We start from the raw sequence: 25,031 nt of genomic DNA, 5'->3' as shown, positions 1-25,031 counted from the left end.
GGTGCCGGGCCAGAGCTGGGCTGGCCCGGCACCCGTTCTCACCATCGGTCAGACACGCCGTCGACCGGTCCGGTCACCCGGTCAGATTCCACCGAGGCGGGCCGGGCAGGGATCGACCAGTTCGAGCACGCTGTCGACCGTGGTGACGATCCCGGCCGGCAGCCGTTCCTGTCGGGCCTGCGGCACCCAGCCGTCCTTCGCGGTGATGATCTCGTACTGTCCGCGTGGCAGCCAGTACGCGTACCCGCCATCGGCGCCGGTGCGCAGCGTGTAGCCGGTGCCCGGATCGGTCAGCGAGTTCAGCCGGATCGTCGCCCCGGCCACCCCGACCTCGACCCCGGCGCAGCTGATCCCGGTGACCGTGCCCTGCACCTTCGCCCAGGACGCCGGCGGCGAGACGTTCATCTGCACGTCCACCTGACCCACCGGGTACGGGGCGTCGGACCGCAGCCCGAGGGTCGCGGCGTACCGGCCGGGCTGGTCCACGCCGGCCTCGGCGGTCGCCGCCAGCGTGACGGTGACCGTCCGGGAGGCGCCGGGGGCCAGGGTGAAACTGCCTGGATCGGTGACCAGCCATGGCAGATCGGCCGCGGCGCCGCACAGTTCCAGCCCGGCGAGCACCTCCACCTGTGCCGAACCGACGAACGAGCTCGGTGATCCACCGACCTTGTACGCTCCACAGGCACCGGCACCCCGGTACCGGGCGAACTCGGTGTTCGGCAGGTCCCGCCACTCACCGGCGGCCGGGTCGAAGCCGACCGTACGGTTCGTCACCGTGGTCGACGCCCCGGTGACGCCGCCGGCGATCACCAGCAGGCCACCGGCCGCTGCGTACTGCCCGCCCCACAGATCGAGCGGCAGGTCCGGCAACGGGCTCCAGGCGTCAGCGGCCGGATCATAGGCGTACGTCGACCGGTACTCGACGGTGCCGGCACCACCGGCGCAGTAGGCCTGCTCACCGATCCCGCCGCAGGCCAGCCAGGACGCGGCGACCGGATAATCGGCCCGGGACCGGAACGTGCCGGTGCCGGTGTCGAACGCCAGCACCGTACGCGAGTCGGTGCAGGTGCTGTCGATGCAGCCGCCGATCAGATAGATCGTGCCGCCGATGACGGCGGACCCGGCCGCGGCCCGTGGCGCGGGGCTGGTCACCCCGGACAGCGTGGCCCACGTCCCGGCAGCCGGGTCGAACACGTCGACGCTCGCCACCGGAGTCCCACCGGCACCCCATCCGCCAAACAGGTACAGCTTGCCGCCGCCCGCGGCGAGCACCGGCTTGCTGCGGGCCGTCGGCAGGTCGGGCAGGGCGCTCCAGGCGTCGGTGACCGGATCGTAGACCCAGGCGTCCTGCTCGGTGCCGGTGGTGCTGCCACCGCCGACCGAGTAGACCTTGCCGTCGAGCGTGGCGGCCGCGTTGTCGAAGATCGCGGTCGGGTGGTCCGGGGCCCGCGTCCAGGCATCGGCGGCCGTCGCGGCCCCGGCAGCAGCCGACGCGGCGGTGATCCGGGTCGGCGCGGCGCCGGCCGGGGCACCGTACGCCGGACCCCGCCAGGCCTTGCTGACCCCCTTCACCTTGTGCTCGGTCAGGGGGGCGCCGTCGCCGGCCAGCAGACTGAACCCACCGTCGCCGGCCAGCATCTCGACCTCGGCCGGCGCGCTGCCGGTGTTGGTCACCGTCACCTTGGCCTTGCGGGTGCTGCCGTAGGGCTGGTGGGACACCACCGGGCTGGTCGGGCTGATCGTCAGCCGGCCGGCCTTGACCGAGAAGTCGGCCCGGCGGGCCCGGTCGGCGACCACCGTCACCGTCCGGCTCCGCACCTGGTAGGGCGCCCGCGTCGCGGTGAACTCCTGCTCGCCGACCAGCGGCGAGAAGAGCTGGTAGAAGCCGTCGGGCAGGGCCGGGTCGTCCGGCGTGGCGGCGGAGACCGCCCGTACCGTCGGGTCGGTGGCGCTGGCCACCGTGACCCCGTTCAGCGCGGCCCCGGTGTTGTGGTCGGTGGTGTTGCCGACCAGCAGGCCACCGGGCAGCGGGGTGCAGCTCCGGTCGACCACCTCGACGTCGTCGACCTGCCACCACCAGGCGTAGCTGCCCTGGAAGCGGAACCGGATCAGCACCTCGTCGGCACCGGCCACCGAGGTCAGCGGGATCTCCTCGGTGCGCGGCCCGCGCCGGCTGGTGGTGTACTGCCACACGGTGGTCCAGCTGGCGCCGCCGTCGACCGAGACACCGATCTCGGCGCTGTCGCTGAGTCCCACCGCCCGCCAGTCGCTGGCGAACCGCAGGTACGGCGCGTCCGCTCCGGACAGGTCCAGCGTCGGGGTGACCAGGTCGGTGTCCTGGACCGCACCGGCGCCGAGCGCGTCACTGTCGATGTTGGCGAAGCCGCCGTCACCACCGGTCAGGTTGCCCCGCGAACCGATGTCGGTGAACTCCCAACCGCCGCCGTCGGTTCGGTTCACCACCGACCAGCCGTCCGGGGTGTCGGCGGTCGGGAAGCTCTCGGCGAGCACCGGGTCGCCGAAGCTGGCCCCGTACCCGGGGGTGACACACTCGGCGGTGACCGGCACCGCCAGGTGCACGGTGCGGTCGGTCTCCCCGGCCGGCACCTCCACCCGGGCCGGCTGGTATCCGGCGAGCGTCGCCGTGGCGACCAGCGTCACGGCGGTGCCGCCGGGCACGGTCAGCGTGTAGCGGCCGGATGCCGGATCGGTGTAGGTGGCCGTCTCGGATCGCCCGTCGACCTCGACCCGGGCGTAGAGCGGCCAGCCGTGGCCGGCCGCGTCGGTGACCCGGCCGCTGAGCGTGACCAGGGTGGTGGCGGCCAGGTCGAAGTCCTGCTCGACGGTGCCGTCCTCGGCGACCGTGACCGTAGTGCTCGTCGACTGGTAACCGAACGCGCTGGCGGTGATGGTGTGCTCGCCGGTCGGCAGGGTCAGCCAGTAGCCGCCGTCGGCGCCGGTGGTGACGCTGCGGTCGCCGGTGGAGACGGTGGCGCCGGGCAGCGGGTCGCCGTCGCCGGTGACCACGCCGGTCACCCGGCCGGCGGGTCCGCGCGGGGCGGCCTCGACGGCGGCGTACGCGTCGAGTCGTCCCTCTCCGAAGTTGTTGTTGTTGGCGGCGGTGCCGCCGCAACTGGTGTCGTTGGTGTCGATCGCGGTGCCGTCCAGCAGTGCCCGGGTGGCGGCGATGTCGCCGTGCAGGGTCGGCGCCGCCGACCAGGCCAGCGCGACGGTGGCGGCGACGTGCGGGGAGGCCATCGAGGTGCCGCTGTACGCCGCGTACCCGCCACCGGGGACGCTGGAGCGGACCGCGGTGCCGGGCGCGGCGATGTTCGGCTTGACCGATCCGTCGACCAGCGAGGCGCCCCGGCTGGACCGGGCGGCGATCCGGTGGTCGACGTCGTAGTTGCCGGCCGCGTACGCCTGCGGGTAGTCGCCGGGGGAGCTGGCGGTGCCGCAGCCCGGTCCCTCATTGCCGATGGCGAAGGCCGGGAAGATGCCGGCGGCGATCCAGGCGTCGACGGTCTGCCGGTACCACGGGTCGGCCTGTCCGCCGCCCCACGAGTTGTTGACCACGTCGGGGCGAAGCTCCGGCCGGGGATTCGCGCCCGAGGTGTCGGTCGGGGCGAGCACCCACTGGCCGGCGGCCAGCAGCGACGCGTCGGAGCAGTTGGTGACCTCGCAGCCCTTGGCAGCGATCCAGCGGGCACCGGGTGCCACCCCGGTCTGGTTGTCGCCGCCGTCGTCGCCGGTCATGGTGCCGGTGACGTGGGTGCCGTGACCGTTGTTGTCACAGGGGGTCCCGGCCGGGCAGATGCCGGTCGGGTCGAACCAGTTGTAGTCGTGGTCGTAGCCGCCGGTGCCGGCTCCCCGGTAACTGGCGGCCAGTGCCGGGTGGTCGAACTCGACGCCGCTGTCGATGGTGGCCACGACGATCCCGTCGCCGCTGGTGCCGAATTCGGACCAGACCTGCGGCGCTCGGACGTCGTCGATGTTCCACTCGACGGCGGTGGTGCCGGCGTCGTCGCCGACCGGCGGCACCGGTTCGGCTGGTTCCGGGGTGAGCAGCGGGTAGCTGCGAGCTGGTTCGAGCTGCTGCACCTGGGGCAGGGCGGCGATCCGGTCGGCCAGGTCCCGGTCGCCGGTGACCCGGACCGCGTTGGCGATCCAGTACGCGGTGTAGCCGGCCTTCCGCCCGTCGAGCAGTTTGCGCAGGCTCTGCTGGCTGCGCTGGGCCGTGGTGGTCAACTCGTGGTACACAGCCTCGGCCCGGGCGTCGGCGCGACGGTCACCGGCCGGTATTCCGGCGCTGGCGGCGTCGGCCGCGCCGGACAGGTCGGCGCGGTCGCGTAGGTAGACCATGAACTCGACGGTGCCGTCCCGGTCCAGTTCGGCGGCGAGTTCGGCGCTGATCGGCGCGGTGGCCGACCCGTCGACCGGGCCGGTACCGGGTGCGGCGGTCGCGGCGGCGGGTTGGGCGGTCACCGCGAGCAGGGTGATCAGCCCGGCGGTGAACATCCGGTGCACTAGCCGGCCCGGGCCGCCGTGGACCCGGCGGCGGGCGGTGCTGCGGTCACTATCGTGTCGTCCGGTTCGGCGGCGGGGCAGGTCGACCACGCGGTCCCCCCATGCTCGTAGGCGGTCCGTACTCGCCGGACCTCGGGATCAGCGGACCGGAAAGCCCGAAATCCGCCCAAGTCGCGTGCGGGCAGTGCTCTACGGATAGTTTTCGCACGGCGGCTACGAGTCATGTTTTAGTGGGCGGCGTTAGTGATCAATGGGGTCTGTTGGGCAGTTTTCAGGCAGTACCCGGGCAACACACGGTCGAGCGTCGGGCTGCAGTGGTATCGGTGACTGGCGCTGTTGACTCCGGCGACTAAACGGCGTTGTCTGATGACACGCAGCAACCTGGGGAGGAGTGCGGTGGTCAACGGTGAGGTGCCACTGGTCGTGTGTGTCACCGCTGACGTAGCCGTCCGTGAGCGCGTCGTGAGACGCCTTGACGACTGCGGCACGGTAGTCATCTGTACTGATCTGGCCGAGTTACGGGCGATGCTGTTCCCGCCCGTGCCGGCGGAGGACCCGGAGCCGGCGGCGCCGGTCGTGCTCGGCGACCTCGTCGTCGACGTGCCCGGCCATCTCGTCACCTGGCGGGGTGAGCTGTTAACGCTGACCCGGCTGGAACGGGAGTTGCTGGCCCGGCTGGCCACCCCACCGGTGGTGGTCTGGACCTACGAACGGCTCTTCGGCTCGGTCTGGGGCGGGGCCTATCTCGGCGACACGGCCATCCTGCATTCGGCCGTGAAACGGTTGCGCCGCAAGTTGCGCGGCGCCGGCGGCGGCCTGGAGATCCAGACCGTACGGGGCGTCGGCTACCGGCTCGCGTCGAGCGCACCGGACAACTTCGGCGCATCGGCGGCGGGACCGGACCCGGCCGGTCACCGGCGGGACGACCTGGCCGGCGACGGCGCGGTCCGTGACGATGCAGCCGCTCGCGACGAGCCGGTCCACCAGGATGTGCCGGACGAGCCCGGCTGGGACGGGTCGGATCGGGAGCTGCCGGAGCAGCGGATCGGCTGGCCGGTCGAGGTCGGCTGCTGACCGCTACCGGGGCGGCCGGCGTTAGGGCGGCGGCCGGGTGTGCCGGCTGCCCTGGCCGGTGCCTGGCACGATGGCCGGGTGACTGACGACCCGCCCGCGACCCCGGCCGCCCCGCCGGCACACCCGGCCGCGCGGGTCCCGCCGCCGTCGGGACCGCCGGTTGTCGCCGTACCGTCAGCCGTCGCCGTGCCGGCCAGCGCCGCTGGTCAGAGCCCGGTGCGTCGGTGGTGGCGGTGGTGGCTGGCGGCCGCCGCGGTCGCCTGGAGCGTGCTGCTGTTCGGCCTGGCCGTGCAGTCCCAGCGGGACGACAGCCCGACCGTCCGCGAGCAGCGCGACATCGGGCAGGCCCGGCCGGTCGCCGACCGGGCGGCGATCGACCTGACCGCTGCGGTCGGCGACGCCGGCGTGGTGGTGCTGGCCGAGGAGCAGATCACCGAGGGCTGCCGGATCACCCTGATGCGACCCGGCGCCGAACTGACCCGGGTACTCACCGCCTACACGGCGCCCGACGCCGGCCCGGCGTTGCTCGACCGGATCGCCCGCCGGCTCCCGGCCAGCTACGCCGCGATAGCCCGGCACGACGCCACCACCGGTCGGTCGCGGCTAGGCGCCGACGCCGGTGATTTCGTCGCGGTCCGCGGCGAACTGATCCGCGACGGCGTGGTGCAGCTGCGGATCAGCACCGGCTGCCGACCGGCATCCGACGGGTCCCGGCCCGCGCCCGCTGACCCCCGGCCGGGCGCCACCGTCGGCCCGACCCCGCGCAGCCACGCCGAAGTGCTGACGGGCGCCTTCGGGGTGGCCGACGTACGGGCCGCGTCGTCGGTGGAACTGCCCTGTCCCGACGGCGACGGACAGCTCAGCAGCTACGCGCTGACTGCGGCCAGCACCGCGGAGTCCGACGAGTGGGCGTCGCTCGGCTTCACCATGTCGCGCGCCACCGTCGTCTCCGATCAGGCACCGCTGTTCGTCCACCGATACGGCACCAAGGGCACCGTGGTGCGGCTCGACGGCGACGACGTCTGGATCGCCGTCACCGACTTCACCTGCTGATCCCGTCGGCCAGCCGCTGATCCGTCGTCGGCTGCCGACCCGATCAGTAGAAGCCCGGTCAGTAGACGAGCGCCTGGACGCCGTCGGCCATGATCTCTTCGACGAAGACCGCCGCCCCGGCGATCCGTACCCCCGGCAGCACATCGTCCGGGCCGAACCTGCGGCGGGCCGCGCACTGCGTACAGACCGTCACCCGACCGCCGCTGGCCAGCACCACGTCCAGCAGGTCGGGCAGCGGCGCCGAATGCGGCAGGTCGAACTCGGCGGCTCGGCCGGGCAGCCCGAACCACGCCGACTCACCGGTCAGCCAGAGGGAGACCTCGACGCCGGCCGCGGCGGCGGTGCCCGCTACGGTGAACGCCTGGGCGCACCGCTCCGGCTCGTCCGAGCCGGCGGTCGCCTTTACGACGAGAATGCGAGCCATGCGGCCAGCATAGGATGGCCTTGTCATGGTTACCGAGATCGGGTTCGTCAGCCTGCTGGTGGCAGGCTTCGGCGCGCTCGCCGGTGGCCTGGTCTACCTCGCGGTCCGCATCTGCCGTGGACGCTGGTGAGAAAGCGGAGGACCGATGAGCGCGAGTAGCGCGTCCGGAGCGGGACAGCCGAGCACCGAGGAGAACTCGGTCCGGCCGCCGTGGCTGGACGCCCCGCCGGTCGACCCGTACCCGTTCGAGGAGAGCCACGACCTGCGGGTCGGCCCGAAGCTGCATCCGGCGTTGAACGCGCTGCTGCCGTACATCGGGGTGTGGCGTGGGCGGGGACGCGGCGGCTACCCGACGATCGAGGACTTCGACTACGCGCAGGAAATCCGGATCAGCCACGACGGCCGGCCGTTCCTGCAGTACGAGTCGCGGGCCTGGCTGCTCGACGAGCAGTCCCGCCCGGTGCGCCCGGTCGGTCGCGAACTCGGCTGGTGGCGGGTGGTCACCGACGCCGACGGCCGGGCCACCGGTGAGCTGGAGGCGACGATGATGACCCCGACCGGGGTGATGGAGCTCTACCTGGGTCGGGTCACCGGGGTGCAGGTCGAGTTGGCCACCGACGCCGTGGTGCGTACCGGTACCGCCAAGGAGGTCACCGGCGGCCACCGGCTGTTCGGCATTGTCGAGGGGGCGCTGCTGTACGCCCAGGAAATGGCCGCCGTCGGTCAGCCGCTGTCCCCGCACCTGTCCGCCCGGCTGATCCGGGTCGGCGGCTGATCCGGGCCGGCCACGGAGTCGGGCCGGCCACGGAGACGGCGGCGATAGGATGGCGACGGTGGCTGAATCTTCCCTGGCAGAGATGCTGCGCTCGCGTGGGCTACGGCTGACCGCGCAGCGTCAGCTGATTCTGGAAGCGGTGCACGAGTTGGGACACGCCACCCCGGAGCAGGTGCTCAACGCGGTGCGCGAGGTCGCCGCCGGGGTCAACATCACCACCATCTACCGCACTTTGGAGCTGTTCGAAGAGCTGGGCCTGGTCACTCACACCCACCTGTCGCACGGTTCGCCGACGTTCCACTCGGTCGGCGAGGACCAGCACGTCCACCTGGTCTGCCGATCCTGTAAGTCGGTCTCGGAGATGGACCCGGCGCTGGCCGAGCCGCTGATCACCGCGCTCGCCGAACAGCGCGGCTTCCAAGTCGACATCGGCCACATGGCGTTGTTCGGCACCTGTGAGCGGTGCGGAGGAAAACAGTGATCGACATACCCGGCGCGGTGGACATCGCCGACGTGGCCACCGGATCCCCCGACGCCGGGGTCGCCGCCCACTACGGCGACCCGATGCGTGAGCAGCGTCGGCTCGCCACCGAGGTCGGCCTGGTCGACCGGAGCAACCGGGGCGTGCTGGCGGTGCCCGGTGCCGAACGGATCGGCTGGCTGCATACCCTGACCACCCAGCACCTGGCGACGCTGCGCGCCGGTCAGGGCACCGAGCTGCTGGTGCTCTCCCCGCACGGCCACGTGGAGCAGCACGCGGTGGTCGCCGAGGACGGCACCACCACCTGGCTGGACACCGAGCCGCAGATGGCCGGCGAGCTGCTGGCGTACCTGTTGAAGATGCGGTTCTTCACCCAGGTCGACCCGGCGGAGGTGACCGCCGACTGGGCGGTGCTGTCGCTGGTCGGCCCGGCTGCGGTCGACGCGGCGGCGGCGCTGGGCGTGACCGGGCTGGCCGACCCGGACCTGTTGCCGGTGCCCGCGTCGAAGTTCGCCGCCGGGTCGATCCCCGACCGGCCCACCGTGCTCTACCCGGTGGCCGCGCTGCCGACGGACGGGCCGTACCGGGGCGGCTGGGCCCGCCGGGTACCACTCGGCGTCGACCTGCTGGTACCCCGGGCCGCGACGGCACAGCTGGTGGCCGAGGCGGGTGCGGCCGGTGCCGCGCCGGCCGGGCTCTGGGCGTACGAGGCGATGCGGGTCGCCTCGCGTACCCCCCGGGTCGGTCTGGAGACCGACCACCGGGCGATTCCCGCGGAGGTCAATCTGCTCGGACCGGCGGTCCACCTCGACAAGGGCTGCTACCGGGGGCAGGAGACGGTGGCCCGGGTGCACAACCTGGGCCGGCCACCGCGCCGGCTGGTGCTGCTGCACCTCGATGGGGTGGCCAGTGACACCCCGCCGGACGCCGGCACCCCGCTGACCCTGGAGGGCCGGACGGTCGGCTTCGTCGGCACCGCGCTGCGCCACCACGAGCTCGGCATGGTCGCTCTGGCGGTGGTGAAACGCAACGTGCCGGACGACGCCGATCTGCGTGCCGGTGAGTTCACCGCCGCGATCGAGCCCTGAGCCGGGATGTCGCAGAGTTGACCAGGTACGCCGGCGGGGTGCCGCTGGTCGAGATGGCCCGCTCCGGTTTCGTGGAGAGCCGGCATCACGGCTCACTGGTGGTGCTGGCCGCCGACGGCGGCCTGCGAGAGCGGTTCGGCGACGTGGAGTCGCCGGTGTTTCCCCGGTCGGCGAACAAGCCGTTGCAGGCGATCGGCATGCTGCGGGCCGGGCTGCGGCTGGCCGATCCAGCCGATCTGGCGGTGGTCTGTGCCAGCCACAGCGGCGAGGACTTTCACCTGGCCCGGGTGGCCGCGCTGCTGCGTACCGCCGGGCTCACCGAGGCGGCGCTGCGCTGCCCGCCGGAGCTGCCGGTCGGCGCGGCCGCCGCAGCCGACGTGCTGCGCGCCGGTGGCGGGCCGAGCCGGCTGCAGATGAACTGCTCCGGCAAGCATGCCGGGATGCTGCTGACCTGCCGGGCTGCCGGCTGGCCGGTGGAGGAGTACTGGCATCCGGAGCATCCGTTGCAGGAGCGGATCCGGGCCGCCGTCGAGGAGTACGCCGGTGAGCCGGCCGCCGCCGTCGGGGTGGACGGCTGCGGCGCGCCGGTGCTGGCGCTGTCGCTGACCGCGGTCGCACGGGCGTTCCTGCGGCTGGTGCACGGCCTTGCCGGGTCGGTGGAGCGGACCGTGGCGGACGCGATGCGGGCGTACCCGGAGCTGGTGGCCGGCACTGGGCGGGCCGACACCCGGCTGATGCGGGCGGTGCCCGGGCTGCTGGCCAAGGTCGGCGCGGAGGGTGTGCTGGCGGTGGCGGTGCCCGGCGTCGGGGCGATCGCGGTGAAGATTGACGACGGTGCGCAGCGGGCGACGGTGCCGCCGGTGGTTGCCGCGCTGCGCCGGCTCGGCGTCGGCACTGGCACCGACGCCGAAGGCCTGGATCCGATGGCTCTGGCCGAACTCGGTGAGCCGCCGGTGCTCGGTGGCGGCCAGCCGGTCGGCACGCTGCGCGCCCTGTGCTGGCCGTCCTGACGAGACTGGCCGGCGGACGGGCTGGCTATCGCACGGTAATCGTCTATCGCACGGTAATCGTCTATCGCATGGTGTGATCGTCTATCGCACGGTGTCGGCGAGGAACTCGCGCAGCGCGGCGTCGACCGGCCCGGGGCACTCCAACGGCAGCAGGTGGGCTGCGCCGGGCACGTCCGGCAGCCGCCGGGCGGTCGGGATGCCGGTGCTGATCAGATCGGCCAGGGCGAGGATGTCCGGCACGTCGAGCGCCCCGGCGCCGACCAGCACCGGCACGCCGATCTCACCGAGCCGGCGGGCTGCCGGTGGGTCGAGTTCGCGGTGGGTGACGTCGCCGAGCGCGGCTTCGGCGGCGAGTGCCCGGCGGTCCATCTCGCGGGCGAAGGCGATCAGCTCCGGGTCGACGTCGGCGGGCTGCCGGCGCGGGCCGACGACCCAGAACCGCACCTCGGCGTCGGCCGTCGCGTCCAGGTCCTCCGGGTCCACCGCGCCGACCAGGTCGTCCCAGAGCTGTTCGGCGGCGTCGGACCAGTCGTGGCCGCCCAGCGCCGACCCGAACAGGGCGAGGGCGGTGACCCGGTCGGGGTGGGCGAGAGTGGCGTCGATGGCGACCGCACCGCCGAACGAACAGCCGACCAGTGCGGCGCGGGCGACGCCGAGCGCGTCCAGTAGACCGATCACGTCGTCGTGGTGGGCGAACCCGGTGGCCGGCAGGTCGGACTCGCCGTAGCCGCGCAGGTCCATGGCGATCACCCGATGCCGGTCGCGCAGCGCGGCGACCTGCGCCCGCCACATCCTGCGGTCGGCGATGCCGGCGTGGATCAGCAGTACGGGCGGCCCGGTGCCGACGTCGTCGTAGCTGATCGTCGCATCGCCAACCCGGATCGTCGCCATCGGCGGGGAGCCTAGCGTCACGGGGCGGCTGGCCGCCAACGACTTTCTCGGCGGCTCCTGCGACGGTTCATCCGGATGACTCCGCTAACTTTCGTTAGCGTTTCGCTAGCAGTTGCAAGCAGATCGGGCTACCGTCGAGCTATGGCCACACCGAAGGACCTGCCTCGCGACATCGGGGGCTTCATCCGTGACCTGCGGCACAACGCCCGCATCTCGCTGCGGCAGCTCGCCGAGCAGGCCGGCGTCAGCAATCCCTACCTCAGCCAGGTGGAGCGCGGCCTGCGCAAGCCGAGCGCGGAGGTGCTCCAGCAGTTGGCCAGCGCACTGCGGGTCTCCACGCCGGTGATGTACCTGAGGGCCGGGCTGCTCGACGACAAGGACGGCCAGGGCGTGCTCGCCGCGATCGCTTCGGACCCCGACCTCACCATGGCGCAGAAGCAGTCGCTGAGCCAAATCTACGAGACGTTCCGCCGGGAGAACGCCCGGCACGCCGGACCGGACACCGACGCGGACGCAGCTACCGCCGCCGAAGCCGCCGAAAAAGTTGAGGAGCAGACCCTGCAGTCGGTCGCCGTCACCGAGGCCGGGGCCGCACCTGGCCCGGCGACCGATGACCCGCCGCCCACCGTGCCGACCAGGACCACTTCCCGGCAGAAGACCACCCCCCGGCGTCGTACGCCCCGGGCCGGGGAAACCGAGCAGGCCGCCGGCGCGGCCGAGGAGGAGCAACGATGAGCCAGCCGAAGACCAAGCGGATCCCAGCACCCCTGTACGCCGTCGCCGGCGCCGGCGACCTGGCCTACCAGCAACTGCGCAAGCTGCCCGTGGCCGTCACCCAGCTGACCGGCAAGGCCAGCCTCGGCACTGTCGGCCTGCGGGAGAAGGCCGCACAGAGCACCGCCGAGCTGCGTGAGCGGGCCAACACCGGTGCCGACCTGGAGCGCCTGCGGACGATCGCGCTGCGCAACCGCGACGCGGTGCTCGCCGGTGCCCAGTCGGCCGGGCAGCGGGCCGTGGCGATCTACGGCACGCTGGTGGCGCACGGTGAGCGGGTCGTCGGCACCGGGGTGGTCCGGGCCGCTGACACCGTCAACGCCGACATGGAGACCACCGAGGCTCCGGCCCAGGTCACCGCAGCACCGGAAGCCGACTCGACCGAGTCGGTCAAGCCCGCCCAGGCCAAGGCCGAGTAGTTCCGGCGGGGTCCGGGTGACCCGCGGGCCCCGGATGCAGGTGGCACGCATCCGGGGCCCGCGGCATAAGCTTTGGGCATGGACTCTGCCGCGCCGCTGTTCTATGCCGACGTCCGGTACATCCTCGACCTGGCGCTGTTCGTGTTCGCCCTCGTCGTGCAGGCTGTCGCGCTGGTGCACTGCGTCACCCAGAAAGGCGAGGCGTTCCCGGCGATCGGCACCCTGCCGAAAGGCGCGTGGCTGGCCATCCTCGGCGTCTGCCTGCTGCTCACCCTGCTGTTCCAGGTCAGCCTGTTCGGCCTGATCGGGATCGCCGCCGGGCTGATCTACCTGCTCGACGTGCGGGTCGGGCTGCGGGACATCGCCGACGGCCGAGGCTCCTGGTGAGAGATTTCCGTTGGCCACCGCCGCCGGACGGCGGGCCGCGGACCTACGGGCCCGGCCCGTCCGGTCCCCGTACCGGCCGGCCCGCGCTGCCCGAGCCGGAGACCGAGGTGATCACCACGCCGCACGGTGTGGAGCTGGAACGGCTGGTCACCGGGTCCGGTGAGCCGACCACCGTCTTCGCGCACGGCATAGCACACGGCATCGCCACCACCCGGCCGCTGGGCAGCGGAGTCGCCGGGCGCAAGGTGTTCTTCCAGTTCCGGGGGCATGGCCGCTCCGCCGCGCCGGCCGGCCCGTGGGGCTACCCCGACCTGGCCCGGGACCTGCGGGCCGTGGCCGACCTGGCCGGTGCCGGCCGGGCGGTCGGGATGAGCCTCGGTGCCGGGGCGTTGGCCCGGTTGCTGACCGACAGCCCGCGGCGGTTCGACCGGGCGGTGTTCCTCCTACCGTCGGCCTTCGACGCGGCTCGGCCGGCCTCGGCCCGCCAGCGGATCGCCGAGCTGGTCACCGCGGTCAACGACAGCGACGTCTCCGGGGTGGCCGAGCTGATCGCGGCGGAGACCCCGGTGCCGGTACGCAACACCCCGGCCGCGTGGGCGTACCTGCGTACCAGGATCGACCAGCTGCTGCGCGACGGACTCGCCGCCGAACTGGTCGACCTGGCCGACACGGTGCCGGTGCCCGACCCGGCCGCGCTCGCTGCGGTCACCGCCCGGGTCCTGGTGATCGGCTGCGTCGGCGACGACCTGCACCCGGCCGAGACCGCCGAGCGGCTGGCCGCCGCCATCCCGGGCGCCGCCCTGCACGTCTACGACCGCCCCGGCGTGCTCTGGAACCAGCGCACCGATTTACGGCAGCGGGTTTCCGGCTTCCTCAACGAGCCGATCTGATCAGCGGCACGTGCCGTGGCTCCGGTCGTTTCCGGACACGTCGACGACGGTCAACCGCAGCAGCCGCCGGAGGCGGCGGACGGCGTGGTGGACTGGTCGCCGGGTGCCACCGAGCAGACGCCGGTCTCCGGCAGATCCAGCTGTACGTCCCGGGCTGCGGTCCAGTCACCGGCCAGCGCCGCCGTGACCGAGCGGACCTGCTCGTAGCCGGTGGCCAGCAGGAACGTCGGCGCCCGGCCGTAACTCTTCATGCCGACCACGTAATACCCCGGCTCTGGCTGGGTGAGCTCCTCCACCCCATGCGGCGGGACGGTGCCGCAGGAATGCTCGTTCGGGTCGATCAGTGGGGCCAGCCTCCGGGTGCAGCCCAGCGCCGGGTCCAGGTCCAGCCGTAGCTCGTCGGCGATCCGGTGGTCGGGGCGGAAACCGGTGGCCGAGACGATTCGGTCGGCGGCCAGCGTCCGGCCGTCGGTCGCGACCAGCTCGGCCTGGCCGCTGGCGGTGACCCGTACGGTGTGGACGCCGAATCCGCTGACCAGCTCGACTCGGCCGGAGTCGACCAGCAACCGCAGTCCGGTGCCCAACTTGCCGCGGCCAGGCAGGGCGTCGGCGTCGCCGCCGCCGAGCGCCCGGTCGATGGTCGCACCACGGGTGACCCAGCTGACCCGGGTGTCCGGCTCCTGAGCGGCCAGCTCGGCGAGGGCCAGCAGGGTGTTGGCGGCGGAGTGGCCGGCACCTACGACGATGGTGTGCCGGCCGGTGTGGTCGGTTCGGTGGGCACCGAGCACGTCCGGCAGAGCGGTGCTGATCAGGTGGGCTGCCTGCGGTTCGCCGCGGGCGGGCAGCCCGTTGACGCCCAGTACGTTCGGCGTACCCCAGGTGCCGGAGGCGTCGATGACGGCACCGGCGCTGATCTCCGTACCGTCGGCGAGCCGGACCACGAACGGCGCCTGCTCCCGGCCGTCGGTGCGGACCCGGTCGATTCCGGCGCGGCCCAGCGCGACGACCCGCGCGCGGTACCGGATCCGACCGGCCAGGTCGGGCAGCTTGGCCAGTGGTTCGAGGTAGTCGCCGACCAGCTCGGCGCCGGTCGGTAGGTGACCGGGATCGGGGGCGGCCCAGCCGGCGGCGTCGAGTAGCCGGCGGGCGGCTGCGTCGATGTTGTAACGCCAGGGGGAGAAGAGCTGGACGTGCCCCCACTTGCTGACCGCCGCGCCGGCGCTGCCGCCGGCCTCCAGCAGGACCCAGGGCAGACCGCGCTCGTGCAGGTGGGCGGCGGCGGCCAGGCCGACCGGGCCGGCCCCGATGACGACGGCCGGTAGCTCCTTGTTGATCATGAATCCCTCCGTGCTGACAAGCGTTCGTAGTCTCGATGATCGTCGAATCAACAATACGATGCCCGCTGTTTCGACGATGGTCAAGTTTGACACTCATCAAATCAGCCAACTGGGTGACTCCACCTGATCGGCGGTAACCTGCCACCCGTGGGTGTCACCAGTAACGGCCGTACCGACCGACTCGACCTGCGCGACCCGACTCCGCGTGAGTGGCAGAGCAAAGGTCGGGCCAACCGTCGGGTACGGCTGCGCCTGGCCGGCTGAGATGATCCGCGCCTTCCTCGACGGTGTCCGGCTGTTCCTGCGCGGCTTCGGCACCTACGCCCGCAACCCGAAGATGGTGCTGCTCGGGCTGATCCCGGCGGTGATCGCCGGGGTGCTGTTCGTGGCCGCGTTCGTCGGCTGGACAGCCGTCGTGGTCGACGTCGCCGGCTGGCTCACCCCGTTCGCCGACGACTGGTCGGCGGGCACTCGGGATGCGGCACGCGGTGCGGTCGCCGTCGCGTTGCTGGCCCTCGGCGGGCTGATCGGCGTGCTCACCTTCACCGCCGTGACCCTGTTCATTGGGGATCCGTTCTACGAGAAGATCTCCGAATGGGTGGAGGGGCAGCACGGCGGGGTGCCGAACGGGGTCGACGTGCCGTGGTGGCGGTCGCTGTGGCACAGCCTGCTCGACTCGGCCCGGCTGATCGCGTTCGGCATCGTCATCGGGATTCCGCTGTTCCTCTGCGGGTTCATCCCGATCGTCGGGCAGACCGTGGTGCCGGTGGTCGCTGCCCTGTTCGGCGGCTGGCGGCTCGCCCTTGAGCTCGTTGGGTCCGCGTTCTACCGCCGTGGCCTGCGGCTACCGGACCGCCGGGTGGCGCTGCGGACCAATCGGCCGAAGGCGCTCGGCTTCGGAGTGGCGGTCTTCTGCTGCTGCCTGATCCCGTTCGGCGCGGTGCTGGTCATGCCGGCGGCGGTGGCCGGCGCGACGCTGCTCGCCCGCCAGTCGCTCAACCAGCCCACCGACGGGCCGCCCCAGCTTGCTCCGCCCGCCTAGCGGCTGACGGCCGGTGCGGCGTTTAGCGGCTGGCGGCCTGTGCGGCGTCGCGGACCTCACCGACCAGCTCCTCGATCACGTCCTCCAACGCGGCCAGGCCGGTCAACCGGCCGTCGGCGTCGACCACCCGGGCCAGGTGGGCGCCCCGTTGCTGCATGACCGTCAGGGTGTCCCGCATCGGTTGGGTGGCCCGGACCGTGACCAGTGGCCGGATCAGCCGGGAGTCGACCGCCCGGTCCCGGTCCTGCGCCGAGGCCCCGAGCACGTCCTTGACGTGCAAATAGCCGGTCACCTGCGCGGCGCCGTCGACGACCGGGAAGCGGGAGTAGCCGGTATCGGCGCAGCGCTTCTCCAGCTCGACTGGCGTGCTGGTGGCGGACACCGTGACCAGCGAATCCAGCGGGATCGCCACCCGGGCGGTCGGCTGGTCGCTGAACGCCAGCGCCCCGGTCAGCAGCCGGTGCTCGTGCTCGTCGATCAGGCCCTCACGGCGGGACTGGGCGATGAACCCGGAGACCTCCTCCCGGGTGAAGGTGGAGGTCACCTCGTCCTTCGGCTGCACCCGCAGCAGGCGCAGGACGATGTTGGCGAGCTGGTTGAGCAGCCAGATCAGTGGCCGCAGCACGGTGACCACGCCGTACAGCACCGGGCCCAGGACCATCGCGGACCGCTCCGGACCGGCGAGGGCGATGTTCTTCGGCACCATCTCGCCGATCACCATGTGCAGGAAGACCACGATCGCCAGGGCGATGGCGAACGCGATCGGGTGCACCAGCGCGTCCGGCACCCCGGCGGCGGCGAAGGCCGGCTCCATCAGGTGCGCCACGGCCGGCTCGCCGATGGCACCCAGGCCGAGCGAACAGACGGTGATGCCGAGCTGCGCGCCGGCCATCATCAGTGACACGGACTCCATGGCCCGCAGCGTGACGCGGGCCAGCCGGGACCCGGCGGCGGCCCGTGGCTCGATCTGTGTCCGACGGGCCGAGATCAGCGCGAACTCGGCACCGACGAAGAACGCGTTGCCGGCGAGCAGCAGCACCCCGACGAGGATCGCCAACCAGTCACTCATGATGCGGTCTCCTCCGGGTGCCCGGCCGAGTGGCCGTTCCGGCGTCCGTCAGGAGACCCGGCGGCCGCGGTGGCGTCGGCGCGGCGCAGCAGCAGCCGGTCGGCGCGGCGGCCGTCGACCCGGGTCACGGTCAGTTCCACCGGTACGGACGTGGGTAGTCCGTCCGGGTCCGGGTGTTCGCGGTCGTCGGCGACGACCGTGACGGTGTCACCGACCCGGGGCAGCCGGCCGAGCTCCTCGATGATCACCCCACCGAGGGTGTCGGAGATCCGGCCCTCCGGCAGGTCGAGCCCGGTCAGCCGGGCCGCCTCGTCGGGCCGCAGCAGGCCGGAGAGCTGCCACGAACCGTCGGCGGCGCGCTGGTGTCGGCCGGTCGGCCGGTCCTGCTCGTCGGCGATCTCCCCGACGATCTCCTCGACCAGGTCTTCCAAAGTGACGATGCCGGCGGTGCCGCCGTACTCGTCGACCACCACCGCCATCTGCAGTCCCCGGCTGCGTAGCGTGCCGAGCAGCGGGTCCAGCTCGGCGGTCTCCGGGACCTCGGGCAGCTCGACCATCACCGACCGCACAGGCCGGGTGTCGCGTTCCCCGGTCGGCACGGCGAGGGCATGCTTGAAATGCACGGCGCCGAGTACCTCGTCGACTCCGGTGCCGGTGACCGGGAAGCGGGCGTGTCCGGTGGCGGCGGCCAGCCGCAGCACCTCGGCCACCGGTGCGTCGGCGGTGACGAACCGTACCCGGGGTCGGGGGGTCATCACGTCGGCGGCGGTCCGTTCGCCGAAGTCGATCGACCGGGAGACCAGCTCGGCGGTCTCCGCGTCCAGGGTGCCTTCCTCGCCGGACCGGCTGACCAGCGAGGCCAGCTCCTGAGGCGTACGGGCGGACGCCAGCTCCTCGGTGGGCTCGATGCCGAACGCCCGCAGGATCCGGTTGGCCGTACCGTTGAGAAACCGGATCAACGGGCCGGTGGCGGCGGTGAAGCCGCGCTGCGCGCCGGCGACCGCCCGGCCGACCCGCAGCGGTTCGGCGATCGCCCAGTTCTTCGGCACCAGCTCGCCGAAGATCATCTGAATACTGGTGGCCAGGATCAGCGCCAGCGTCAGCGAGAGCGCGGTGGTCGCGCCGTCCGGCAAACCGGTGAGCCCGAGCGGGCCGCGTAGCAGGGTGGCCAGTGAGGGCTCGGCGAGGAAACCGACGACCAGGCTGGTCACGGTGATGCCGAGCTGGGCGCCGGACAGCTGGGTGGACAGCGTCCGCAGGCCGCGCAGCAGGCCCGCCGAGCGGCGGTCACCGGCGGCGGCCTGCCGTTCCACGGTCGCCCGGTCGACCGTCACGAAGGCGAACTCGGCGGCGACGAACACGGCGTTGGCGGCGACCAGCAGCACCGCGACGCCCAGCAGCGCCCACTCCATCACCGCCCGGTCACTCCTTCGACGGTGACGGGGCGGCCGGGACTGGGAGGGTCGCTGGTCGTGGACATGGTCATCAGCATAGACAGGCGGATGCTGCGCCAACCTGCGAGTTCACTGAGAACAGTAGCGAAAAGTGTTCATGTAATTACTTTGCGTACCTGATATCTGCTGTTCAGCAACCTCTCAGGCTGCCCCGCTAGCATCGTCGACAGCCCCGGTTCCAAAATAGACATGCCTGATCATGTTGTGCGGCAACGATCGGCGCGCCCGGGGGCCGCGCCGGCATACCGCCAGGGAGAGATGGCCACGTGGTCTTCAAACGGATGCTCCGAGCCTTCGGAGTCGGTGGACCGACTGTCGACACCGTCCTGTCCAACGCCAGCACCCGCCCCGGCCTGACCCTGGCCGGCCAGGTCGACATCACCGGCGGCGACCACGAGGTGGAGATCGACCAAATCACCGTCGCGCTGGTCACCCGGGTCGAAATGGAGACCGACGACGAGGAGTACGACGGTACGGTCGAGTTCCATCGGGTTCCGGTCTGCGGCGAGCTGCGCCTTGCCGCCGGGCAGCAGTTGTCGCTGCCGTTCGAGATCGACGTGCCGTGGGAGACGCCGGTCACCGACATGTACGGTCAGCGGCTGCCTGGCATGACCATGGGCTTGCGTACCAAGATCTGGGTCCGCGGTGCCATCGACCCGGGTGACCTCGACGACGTGCACGTCTATCCGCTGCCGGTGCAGGAGCGGATCCTGGAGGCGTTCGCCGCGCTCGGGCTGCCGTTCACCGGTGCCGACCTGGAGCACGGCCAGCTTGCCGGCCTGCCCCAGACCATGCCGTTCTATCAGGAGATCGAGTACGCGTCGGCACCGCAGTACCCGGGGGTAAGCCAGGTCGAGCTGACGTTCGTCGCCGACCCGCACGGGGTGACCGTGGTCCTGGAGTTCGACAAGAAGTCCGGGCTGTTCACCCCCGGTCATGACGCGTACGGCCACTACCGGGTCGAGCACGCGGCCGCCGAGAGCATCGACTGGATCAGCCTGGTCGACTCCTGGCTGCGGCAGTCGATGGAGCAGCGACACGCGCTGCTCGGCGGCTACGGGGGTGGCCACGCCCATGGCGGGTACCACGGTGGACACGAGGACGGTGGCTCTGGGATGGGTGGCGTGCTCGCCGGTGCGGCCGGCGGCGCCCTCGCCGGTTTCGCCGCAGGCATGGTCGCCGAGGAGATCTTCGACGTCATCGGCGACGGCGACGAGGAAGAGTTCGAGGAAGAAGAGGCCGAGGAGTAGCCGCTGCCCGCGCTTCGGGCACAGCACTCCAGGACGCAGCACCGCAGATAGCCGGAGTCGACAGGCCCTGCCCGCCGTGGGCCGGGTCACACCACCATCGAGCACAAGGAGAACAAACAGGATGCCGGTCACCGCTGACCTGACCACGCTGGTCGACAAGGCCTACCAGGACAAGTCCCTGGCCGAGATCGTCGCCGCGCCGGTCGCCGCGCTGAAGGGCGTCAGTGAGAGCGACGCCAAGCTGCTCAAGGACGCTTTCGGCATCGTCACCGTCGGCGACCTCGGGCGGAACCCGTACTTCCGGACCGCGCAGGCGCTGGTGAATCTCGGCGGCGAGTAGCCGGAGCGGGCAGCCTCGGCCGAGCCTCCAGCGGCAGGCCTTGCTGGAGCCAGTCTGGACAGTGTCCCGGCGGGGCGGCGGGAATCTTCCCGCCGCCCCGCCGGATTGTTTCGTGAAGATGACGCATCCTCTTGACCTGGATTGTGTGAGCGCCAACGCGATCTGCATCGGAGATGATGACTGCGAAGGGTGTCGGTCATGAGGCGATCGCGATCCACGGTCAACTGGCTGGCGGCGACAACCGCCGCCCTGGTGACTGCGGCCACCACCACCGCCGTGGTCGCCGCCGCCCGGCTGCTGTCGCGGCGGCGGTCCCCGCCCGCCGTCCAGTTCACCAACCCGATCGTCGAACAGCGGGCCGACCCGCACGTGCACCGGCACACCGACGGTTACTACTACTTCGTCGCCACCGTCCCCGAGTACGACCGGATCGTCATGCGCCGGGCCACCACCCTGCAGGGCCTGCCGCCCACGACCAGCCGGACCGCTACCTGCGGCAATGGGAGTACCGGGTCCGCCTTGAGGGGAATGTCGCCAATTTGGCCGACTCGCAGTTCCGGGTCGTCCCCGGGCTGGCCAACTCGGCCGGCATCTCGCTGGAGTCGACCAACTTCCCCGGCTACTACCTGCGGCACCGCAACCACCAGATCTGGGTGGAGGCCAACGACGGGTCCAACCTGTTCCGGCAGGACGCCACCTTCATGGCGCGCGCCGGGCTGGCCGACGCCGGCAAACTGTCGCTGGAGTCGGTCAACTTCCCCGGTCAGTACGTGCGGCACCGCGACGGCCTGCTCTACCTGGAAGCCGTACCGGACGCCGCCGGCCGCGCCTCGGCCACCTTCACCGTCAGCTGACCCGACCGCCAACACCCGGCACCGTAGGACAGCGCGCCACCAGCTGGGCGTACGGTGCGGGGGTGGCACAAGCGGAGATCTACGTCAGCACGGACGTCGAGGCGGACGGGCCAATCCCCGGCCCGCACTCGATGTTGAGCTTCGCCTCGGCGGCGTACACGGCCGGCAAGGAGCTGGTCGGCACGTTCAGCGCCAACCTGGTCACGCTGCCCGGTGCCAGCGGCGCGCCGCAGACCATGGCGTGGTGGGAGACACAGCCGGAGGCGTGGGCGGCGTGCCGGGCAGACCAGGAGGAGCCGGCGGCGGCGATGGCCCGGTACACGGAGTGGCTGGCTCAGCTGCCGGGGCGGCCGGTGTTCATCGGCTATCCGGCCGCGTACGACTTCATGTTCGTCTACTGGTACCTGATCCGCTTCACCGGATCGAGCCCGTTCTCCCATTCGGCGCTGGACATCAAGACGTACGCCATGGCGCTGCTGGGCACCGGCTACCGGACGACGTCGAAGCGGACCATGCCCCGCGAGTGGTTCGGCGAGCACGACCATGAGCATGTCGCTTTGGACGACGCGATCGAGCAGGGTGCCCTGTTCTGCGCCATGCTCGCCGCCAACCCGGCGACCCGCTGACGCGGCAACCCGCTTCTGCACTGATGTGAGGCTGAGATACCTATCGCCGCCAAGATAGGGTGTCTCAGCCTCACATCGTGTGCCGGCGATACCGTCACACCCGCGCGACGCGCCAAGAAGGTGACGCGATGCGACAAGCTGTCTGGCTGCTCGACGTCGACGGAGTCGTCAACGTGACCCGCCCCGGCTGGGGCGCGGCACCGTGCAACGGCACCGCACATGTCGGCGCGGTGGAGTATCGGCTGCGGTGGGCACCGGCGCTCATCGACCGGATCCGGGCGATGCACCGGGCCGGCGCGGTCGAGATCCGCTGGTGCAGCACCTGGTGCGTCGAGGCGGACCAGGTGGAACGTCTCTTCGGCCTGCCTCGACTCGGACGCAGCTGGACCCACGAGATGTCCACGTCGACCGCTGCGGGGGCGAAGCTTGGCGCCGCACGTGAGGTCGTCGCGCAGGGACGGCCGCTGATCTGGACCGACGACGCCGAGACGCCGACCAGTGGCCCCGTGTACGAAGAACTCACCGCCAGCGGGCGGGCGCTCCTGATCGCTCCGCTGCCGAATCGTGGACTTCAGCCAGCGCACCTGGATCAGATCGAAGCCTTCGTTGCGAGCGCTGCCGCCAGTGCTGAGGTGGACGAAACTGCTGCCCTGCATACAGCGCGGCGGCTACTCGGTGAGCCCGCAGAGTCATCCGCCGACCTGATCGGCTGACCTGTCCCTACCGCCCATCGACGTCGACGATTCCGCTCCAGTCGCGGCTGATCGACATCAGCTCGTCGACGTCGGCAGCTGAGTGCCGCCGGCCGTGGCGCGGAAGCCGACGCTCGAACGGTACGGGGATGGGGGTGTCCGGCTCCGCGGGGATCAGATCGCCGAGAGCGTCGGGCAGCGAGCTCAGCAAGTCGGCGACCGCCTGTTCGACGGTGTCCTGGGTGAGCACGCCGGTGGGGCGACCGCCGACGGTGACCGTCAGGCCGAGGCGGAGCGCCACAGCGATTGCTGTCGCCGGCGACGGTGGGTGGGTGCTGTCCGGTGGACCCGTTGTCCGGCCGAGCCACAACCGCCACGGGTCGATCGACTCGGCAGCGATCGCCTCGGCTTCCAGGGCGTACCGCTGGTCGGCCGGCAGGTCGGGCCGCCACTGCCTGGGGAGTTGCAGCCAGGGGGCGAGAACCGGCTCGTCCGGGGCCTCCGGGTCGTAGAGGTGGGCGACGCCGGCCGCTGCCGCCAGATCGCCGAGCAGTCCGGCCAGGTCGAGGCACCAGTATCGACCGCAGCCGGTCGGCATCGGGGTGACCGTGCCGGGCACCACGCTGGCCGAGACGACCGCACCGGTGTCGACGTTGGCGACCGTGAGCACCAACTGGGCGCGCCGTGCTCCGTCGCCGGCCGAGCCCGGCCCGGTGTGTCGCTCGGTCAGCGGTAGCCGGACGGGGTGGCGGTCGCGGTGTAGCTGCTCTGCCAGCGGCGCGGCGCGTCCTTGATCCGGTCGTTCTGTTCGTACGTGCGGTCGAGCTCGGCGTAGAGGACACCGAGGTCGTAGGCGACCCGTTCGAGGAACGCGGCGACGTCGGCCGGGTCGAGGCCACGTCCGTGGGCGCGTCGGCTGGCGGTGCGGAAGTGCTGGCTGCGGACCTGCCAGGGCCGGATCGGCCGGTACGCGGTCGGCCGATGGTTGCGGCCATTCGCGGGTACGCGGTACACGCCGCTGCCGTTCGGCCAGTCACGCGGTGGCAGGGTTACCAACCGCCGCCGTTGCCAGCGGACCCGCCACCGTCGCCACAGTTCTCGCATCGCGCTTTCCTCCCCTTGGGTGTCGGGTGTGTGGAAGGGGTGGCCCGGCCGCTTTGCCGAACCGGCCGGGCCGCCCCGCCCCAATCGCCGCAGCCCTCCTTGGCAGTACGGCAACCAGGGCAGTCTTCGATTCACGGCGGATCGATCGGATAGGGGCCCGGGGCGCGTGCGTACTCCATTTCGGTGTTACTTGCGGGAACGCGGTGTCGGCCGCGTCGTGGCCACGGACCAGCACCGGAGCGGCCATGGCACGGGGGTTCCTGGCTGTTCCGGTGTTGACGGACGTGGCCGTGAAATGGTTTTCTCGCACGCGCCCCGGGGGCTCGGTCCTCCGTGTATCTTGCTTTCTCAACTTCCTACCCCTCTACCCTGGACTATCCACCCCATGCAATGGAAGATGTGGGAGTCGGAGGGTTCTCGGAGAGATCCTACGAATCTGATAAGGGGGCCGATAATGATCGACTTGCAGGAGGTCATCCGCAAGGAGCGGACCGCGCGAGGGCTGTCGCAGGAGCAGCTCGGCGCGCTGGTCGGGGTGAGTGGGTCGTCGATCGGCAGCTACGAGGCGGGGCGGCTCATCCCGGTGCCGGCGATCGCCAAGGCACTCGACGGCGTCTTCGAGACCGGCGACCGGATCCAGCGGCTGGCGGCCCAGGCGCGCGGGCAGTCGATCGCCCCGTTCCTGCGCTCGTGGGCTGAGAACGAGGCGCAGGCGAGCATCCTGCGCTACTTCGAACTCTCCGTCGTCCCGGGGCTGCTGCAGACCGAGGCGTACGCCCGACAGCTGCTTACCGACGTCGGCCCGGTCGACGATGTCGAGACGTCACTGGCCAACCGACTGGCCCGGCAGGAGATCATCACCCGGGCAGACAATCCGGCGCACTTCGTCGCGGTGCTGGACCGGTCGGTGCTGCACCGACAGGTCGGCTCGCCGGACGTGATGGTGGAGCAGTTGACCGCGCTCGCAGCCGCCTGCGACCGGCCCAACGTGCGGGTGCACGTCGTGCCGGCCACCGCCGGGGCGTACGCCGGGCTAAACGGTCCGTTCGTGCTCGGCACGGTGCACGACCGGAGGGTGGGCTACCTGGACACCCACTTCGGCGGCGAGCCCATCGATGATCCGCAACGGGTGCGTCGGCTCGAACAGGTGTCCCGCACCGGGTTTGATGGAGACATCGAAACCTGGGAGGAACACCAGCGATGCCCGCACCGAAGAAGTACTCCGACGAGCTGCGTGAGCGTGCGACCCGGTTGGTGGTCGAGGCCCGCCGGGACCCGGCGTCCGCGGTAGGGGCGATCCGGCGGATAGCCGACCAGCTCGGCGTGCACCCCGAGGCGTTGCGTGGGTGGGTGAAGAAGGCCGAGACCGACGCCGGCGACCGTCCGGGCACCACCAGCGGCGACGCGGAACGCCTCGCCGCGTTGGAACGGGAGGTCCGTGAGCTGCGGCGGGCGAACCAGATCCTGAAG

General features: G+C 71.8%; 26 protein-coding genes and 1 pseudogene. 19 read left to right on the top strand and 8 right to left on the bottom strand.

Going from position 1 to position 25,031, the window contains the following annotated elements; genetic code table 11:
• Positions 1–81 precede the first annotated feature (81 nt).
• A complete protein-coding gene (locus ACFHW1_RS09010; protein WP_416569395.1) occupies positions 82–4,518 on the bottom strand; it encodes a S8 family serine peptidase in 4,437 nt (1,478 codons plus the stop codon).
• Positions 4,519–4,893: 375 nt separating this feature from the next.
• Between ACFHW1_RS09010 and ACFHW1_RS09005 the strand changes: the two are divergent.
• Positions 4,894–5,409 (top strand): annotated as a pseudogene (locus ACFHW1_RS09005) (helix-turn-helix domain-containing protein); the annotation flags it as partial.
• A gap of 270 nt (positions 5,410–5,679) precedes the next feature.
• On the top strand, positions 5,680–6,654 hold the full coding sequence (locus ACFHW1_RS09000) for a hypothetical protein (RefSeq protein WP_416551844.1): 975 nt from the start codon (positions 5,680–5,682) through the stop codon (positions 6,652–6,654).
• 58 nt (positions 6,655–6,712) lie between these two features.
• Here ACFHW1_RS09000 and ACFHW1_RS08995 read toward each other — a convergent pair whose 3' ends face one another.
• Positions 6,713–7,078: a DsrE family protein gene (locus ACFHW1_RS08995; protein WP_416551843.1), complete on the bottom strand. Its 366-nt coding sequence runs from the start codon at positions 7,076–7,078 to the stop codon at positions 6,713–6,715.
• Between the two features lie 25 nt (positions 7,079–7,103).
• Here ACFHW1_RS08995 and mtfM point away from each other — a divergent pair, with 25 nt between their 5' ends.
• From mtfM to ACFHW1_RS08970, 5 genes are read left to right on the top strand one after another with little or no spacing between them, the layout of a single operon-like run.
• Positions 7,104–7,208, top strand: coding sequence for a small membrane protein MtfM (gene mtfM / locus ACFHW1_RS08990; RefSeq protein WP_278171721.1), 105 nt, complete (start codon positions 7,104–7,106; stop codon positions 7,206–7,208).
• Between the two features lie 15 nt (positions 7,209–7,223).
• On the top strand, positions 7,224–7,853 hold the full coding sequence (locus ACFHW1_RS08985) for an FABP family protein (RefSeq protein ID WP_416551842.1): 630 nt from the start codon (positions 7,224–7,226) through the stop codon (positions 7,851–7,853).
• A gap of 58 nt (positions 7,854–7,911) precedes the next feature.
• On the top strand, positions 7,912–8,334 hold the full coding sequence (locus tag ACFHW1_RS08980; protein ID WP_278171720.1) for a Fur family transcriptional regulator: 423 nt from the start codon (positions 7,912–7,914) through the stop codon (positions 8,332–8,334).
• Positions 8,331–9,422 (top strand): YgfZ/GcvT domain-containing protein, encoded by a 1,092-nt coding sequence (locus ACFHW1_RS08975; protein WP_416551841.1) that lies wholly within the window; start codon positions 8,331–8,333, stop codon positions 9,420–9,422. The genes ACFHW1_RS08980 and ACFHW1_RS08975 overlap by 4 nt, the downstream gene beginning before the upstream one ends.
• 53 nt (positions 9,423–9,475) lie before the next feature.
• On the top strand, positions 9,476–10,432 hold the full coding sequence (locus ACFHW1_RS08970; protein WP_416552080.1) for an asparaginase: 957 nt from the start codon (positions 9,476–9,478) through the stop codon (positions 10,430–10,432).
• An 81-nt stretch (positions 10,433–10,513) separates the two neighbouring features.
• Here the strand turns inward: ACFHW1_RS08970 and ACFHW1_RS08965 are convergent, their stop codons facing one another.
• Positions 10,514–11,323 (bottom strand): alpha/beta fold hydrolase, encoded by an 810-nt coding sequence (locus ACFHW1_RS08965; protein WP_416551840.1) that lies wholly within the window; start codon positions 11,321–11,323, stop codon positions 10,514–10,516.
• A gap of 141 nt (positions 11,324–11,464) precedes the next feature.
• On the opposite strand from ACFHW1_RS08965, the gene ACFHW1_RS08960 reads away from it, so the two are divergent.
• The 4 genes from ACFHW1_RS08960 (at position 11,465) to ACFHW1_RS08945 (ending at position 13,793) form a co-directional block, all read left to right on the top strand.
• Complete coding sequence (locus tag ACFHW1_RS08960; protein ID WP_416551839.1) at positions 11,465–12,058, top strand: helix-turn-helix domain-containing protein; 594 nt, start codon at positions 11,465–11,467, stop codon at positions 12,056–12,058.
• Positions 12,055–12,516 carry a hypothetical protein gene (locus ACFHW1_RS08955; protein WP_416551838.1) on the top strand — a complete coding sequence of 154 codons (462 nt, stop codon included), beginning with the start codon at positions 12,055–12,057 and terminating at the stop codon, positions 12,514–12,516. The genes ACFHW1_RS08960 and ACFHW1_RS08955 overlap by 4 nt, the downstream gene beginning before the upstream one ends.
• 78 nt (positions 12,517–12,594) lie before the next feature.
• Entirely contained in the window at positions 12,595–12,903 is a 309-nt protein-coding gene (locus ACFHW1_RS08950; RefSeq protein ID WP_123605844.1) for a DUF2516 family protein, read from the top strand.
• Complete coding sequence (locus ACFHW1_RS08945) at positions 12,900–13,793, top strand: alpha/beta fold hydrolase (RefSeq protein WP_416551837.1); 894 nt, start codon at positions 12,900–12,902, stop codon at positions 13,791–13,793. The genes ACFHW1_RS08950 and ACFHW1_RS08945 overlap by 4 nt, the downstream gene beginning before the upstream one ends.
• A gap of 50 nt (positions 13,794–13,843) precedes the next feature.
• Here the strand turns inward: ACFHW1_RS08945 and ACFHW1_RS08940 are convergent, their stop codons facing one another.
• Entirely contained in the window at positions 13,844–15,130 is a 1,287-nt protein-coding gene (locus tag ACFHW1_RS08940) for an FAD-dependent oxidoreductase (protein WP_416551836.1), read from the bottom strand.
• 265 nt (positions 15,131–15,395) lie between these two features.
• On the opposite strand from ACFHW1_RS08940, the gene ACFHW1_RS08935 reads away from it, so the two are divergent.
• Entirely contained in the window at positions 15,396–16,172 is a 777-nt protein-coding gene (locus ACFHW1_RS08935; RefSeq protein WP_416551835.1) for an EI24 domain-containing protein, read from the top strand.
• 22 nt (positions 16,173–16,194) lie between these two features.
• Here the strand turns inward: ACFHW1_RS08935 and ACFHW1_RS08930 are convergent, their stop codons facing one another.
• Entirely contained in the window at positions 16,195–17,241 is a 1,047-nt protein-coding gene (locus ACFHW1_RS08930; RefSeq protein WP_416551834.1) for a hemolysin family protein, read from the bottom strand.
• Complete coding sequence (locus ACFHW1_RS08925; RefSeq protein ID WP_416552079.1) at positions 17,238–18,653, bottom strand: hemolysin family protein; 1,416 nt, start codon at positions 18,651–18,653, stop codon at positions 17,238–17,240. The genes ACFHW1_RS08930 and ACFHW1_RS08925 overlap by 4 nt, the downstream gene beginning before the upstream one ends.
• A 308-nt stretch (positions 18,654–18,961) precedes the next feature.
• On the opposite strand from ACFHW1_RS08925, the gene ACFHW1_RS08920 reads away from it, so the two are divergent.
• The 5 genes from ACFHW1_RS08920 to ACFHW1_RS08900 all read left to right on the top strand — a co-directional run bounded on the left by ACFHW1_RS08920 (position 18,962) and on the right by ACFHW1_RS08900 (position 22,478).
• Complete coding sequence (locus tag ACFHW1_RS08920; protein ID WP_416615226.1) at positions 18,962–19,945, top strand: sporulation protein; 984 nt, start codon at positions 18,962–18,964, stop codon at positions 19,943–19,945.
• 121 nt (positions 19,946–20,066) lie between these two features.
• The gene (locus ACFHW1_RS08915; protein WP_123605794.1) at positions 20,067–20,285 is read left to right on the top strand and encodes a hypothetical protein; all 219 of its coding nucleotides are present in this window, start codon (positions 20,067–20,069) and stop codon (positions 20,283–20,285) included.
• Between the two features lie 173 nt (positions 20,286–20,458).
• Complete coding sequence (locus ACFHW1_RS08910) at positions 20,459–21,139, top strand: AbfB domain-containing protein (protein ID WP_416615225.1); 681 nt, start codon at positions 20,459–20,461, stop codon at positions 21,137–21,139.
• A gap of 62 nt (positions 21,140–21,201) precedes the next feature.
• Positions 21,202–21,765 (top strand): exonuclease, encoded by a 564-nt coding sequence (locus ACFHW1_RS08905; protein WP_281553018.1) that lies wholly within the window; start codon positions 21,202–21,204, stop codon positions 21,763–21,765.
• A gap of 128 nt (positions 21,766–21,893) precedes the next feature.
• Complete coding sequence (locus tag ACFHW1_RS08900; protein ID WP_416615223.1) at positions 21,894–22,478, top strand: hypothetical protein; 585 nt, start codon at positions 21,894–21,896, stop codon at positions 22,476–22,478.
• 7 nt (positions 22,479–22,485) lie between these two features.
• On the opposite strand, the gene ACFHW1_RS08895 is transcribed toward ACFHW1_RS08900, so the two are convergent.
• Together ACFHW1_RS08895 and ACFHW1_RS08890 are read right to left on the bottom strand one after the other, a co-directional pair.
• On the bottom strand, positions 22,486–23,127 hold the full coding sequence (locus tag ACFHW1_RS08895; RefSeq protein WP_416551830.1) for a hypothetical protein: 642 nt from the start codon (positions 23,125–23,127) through the stop codon (positions 22,486–22,488).
• A gap of 56 nt (positions 23,128–23,183) precedes the next feature.
• A complete protein-coding gene (locus tag ACFHW1_RS08890; RefSeq protein WP_416615221.1) occupies positions 23,184–23,561 on the bottom strand; it encodes a DivIVA domain-containing protein in 378 nt (125 codons plus the stop codon).
• Positions 23,562–24,015: 454 nt separating this feature from the next.
• On the opposite strand from ACFHW1_RS08890, the gene ACFHW1_RS08885 reads away from it, so the two are divergent.
• Together ACFHW1_RS08885 and ACFHW1_RS08880 are read left to right on the top strand one after the other, a co-directional pair.
• Positions 24,016–24,852: a helix-turn-helix domain-containing protein gene (locus ACFHW1_RS08885; RefSeq protein WP_416615219.1), complete on the top strand. Its 837-nt coding sequence runs from the start codon at positions 24,016–24,018 to the stop codon at positions 24,850–24,852.
• The coding region (locus ACFHW1_RS08880; RefSeq protein WP_416615269.1) for a transposase at positions 24,816–25,031 on the top strand (216 nt) is incomplete at its 3' end. The genes ACFHW1_RS08885 and ACFHW1_RS08880, both read left to right, overlap by 37 nt.

The sequence above is a fragment of the Micromonospora sp. LOL_014 genome (assembly GCF_048060245.1).
Taxonomy (GTDB): domain Bacteria; phylum Actinomycetota; class Actinomycetes; order Mycobacteriales; family Micromonosporaceae; genus Micromonospora_E.
This window is presented reverse-complemented; position numbering and strand designations above follow the sequence as displayed.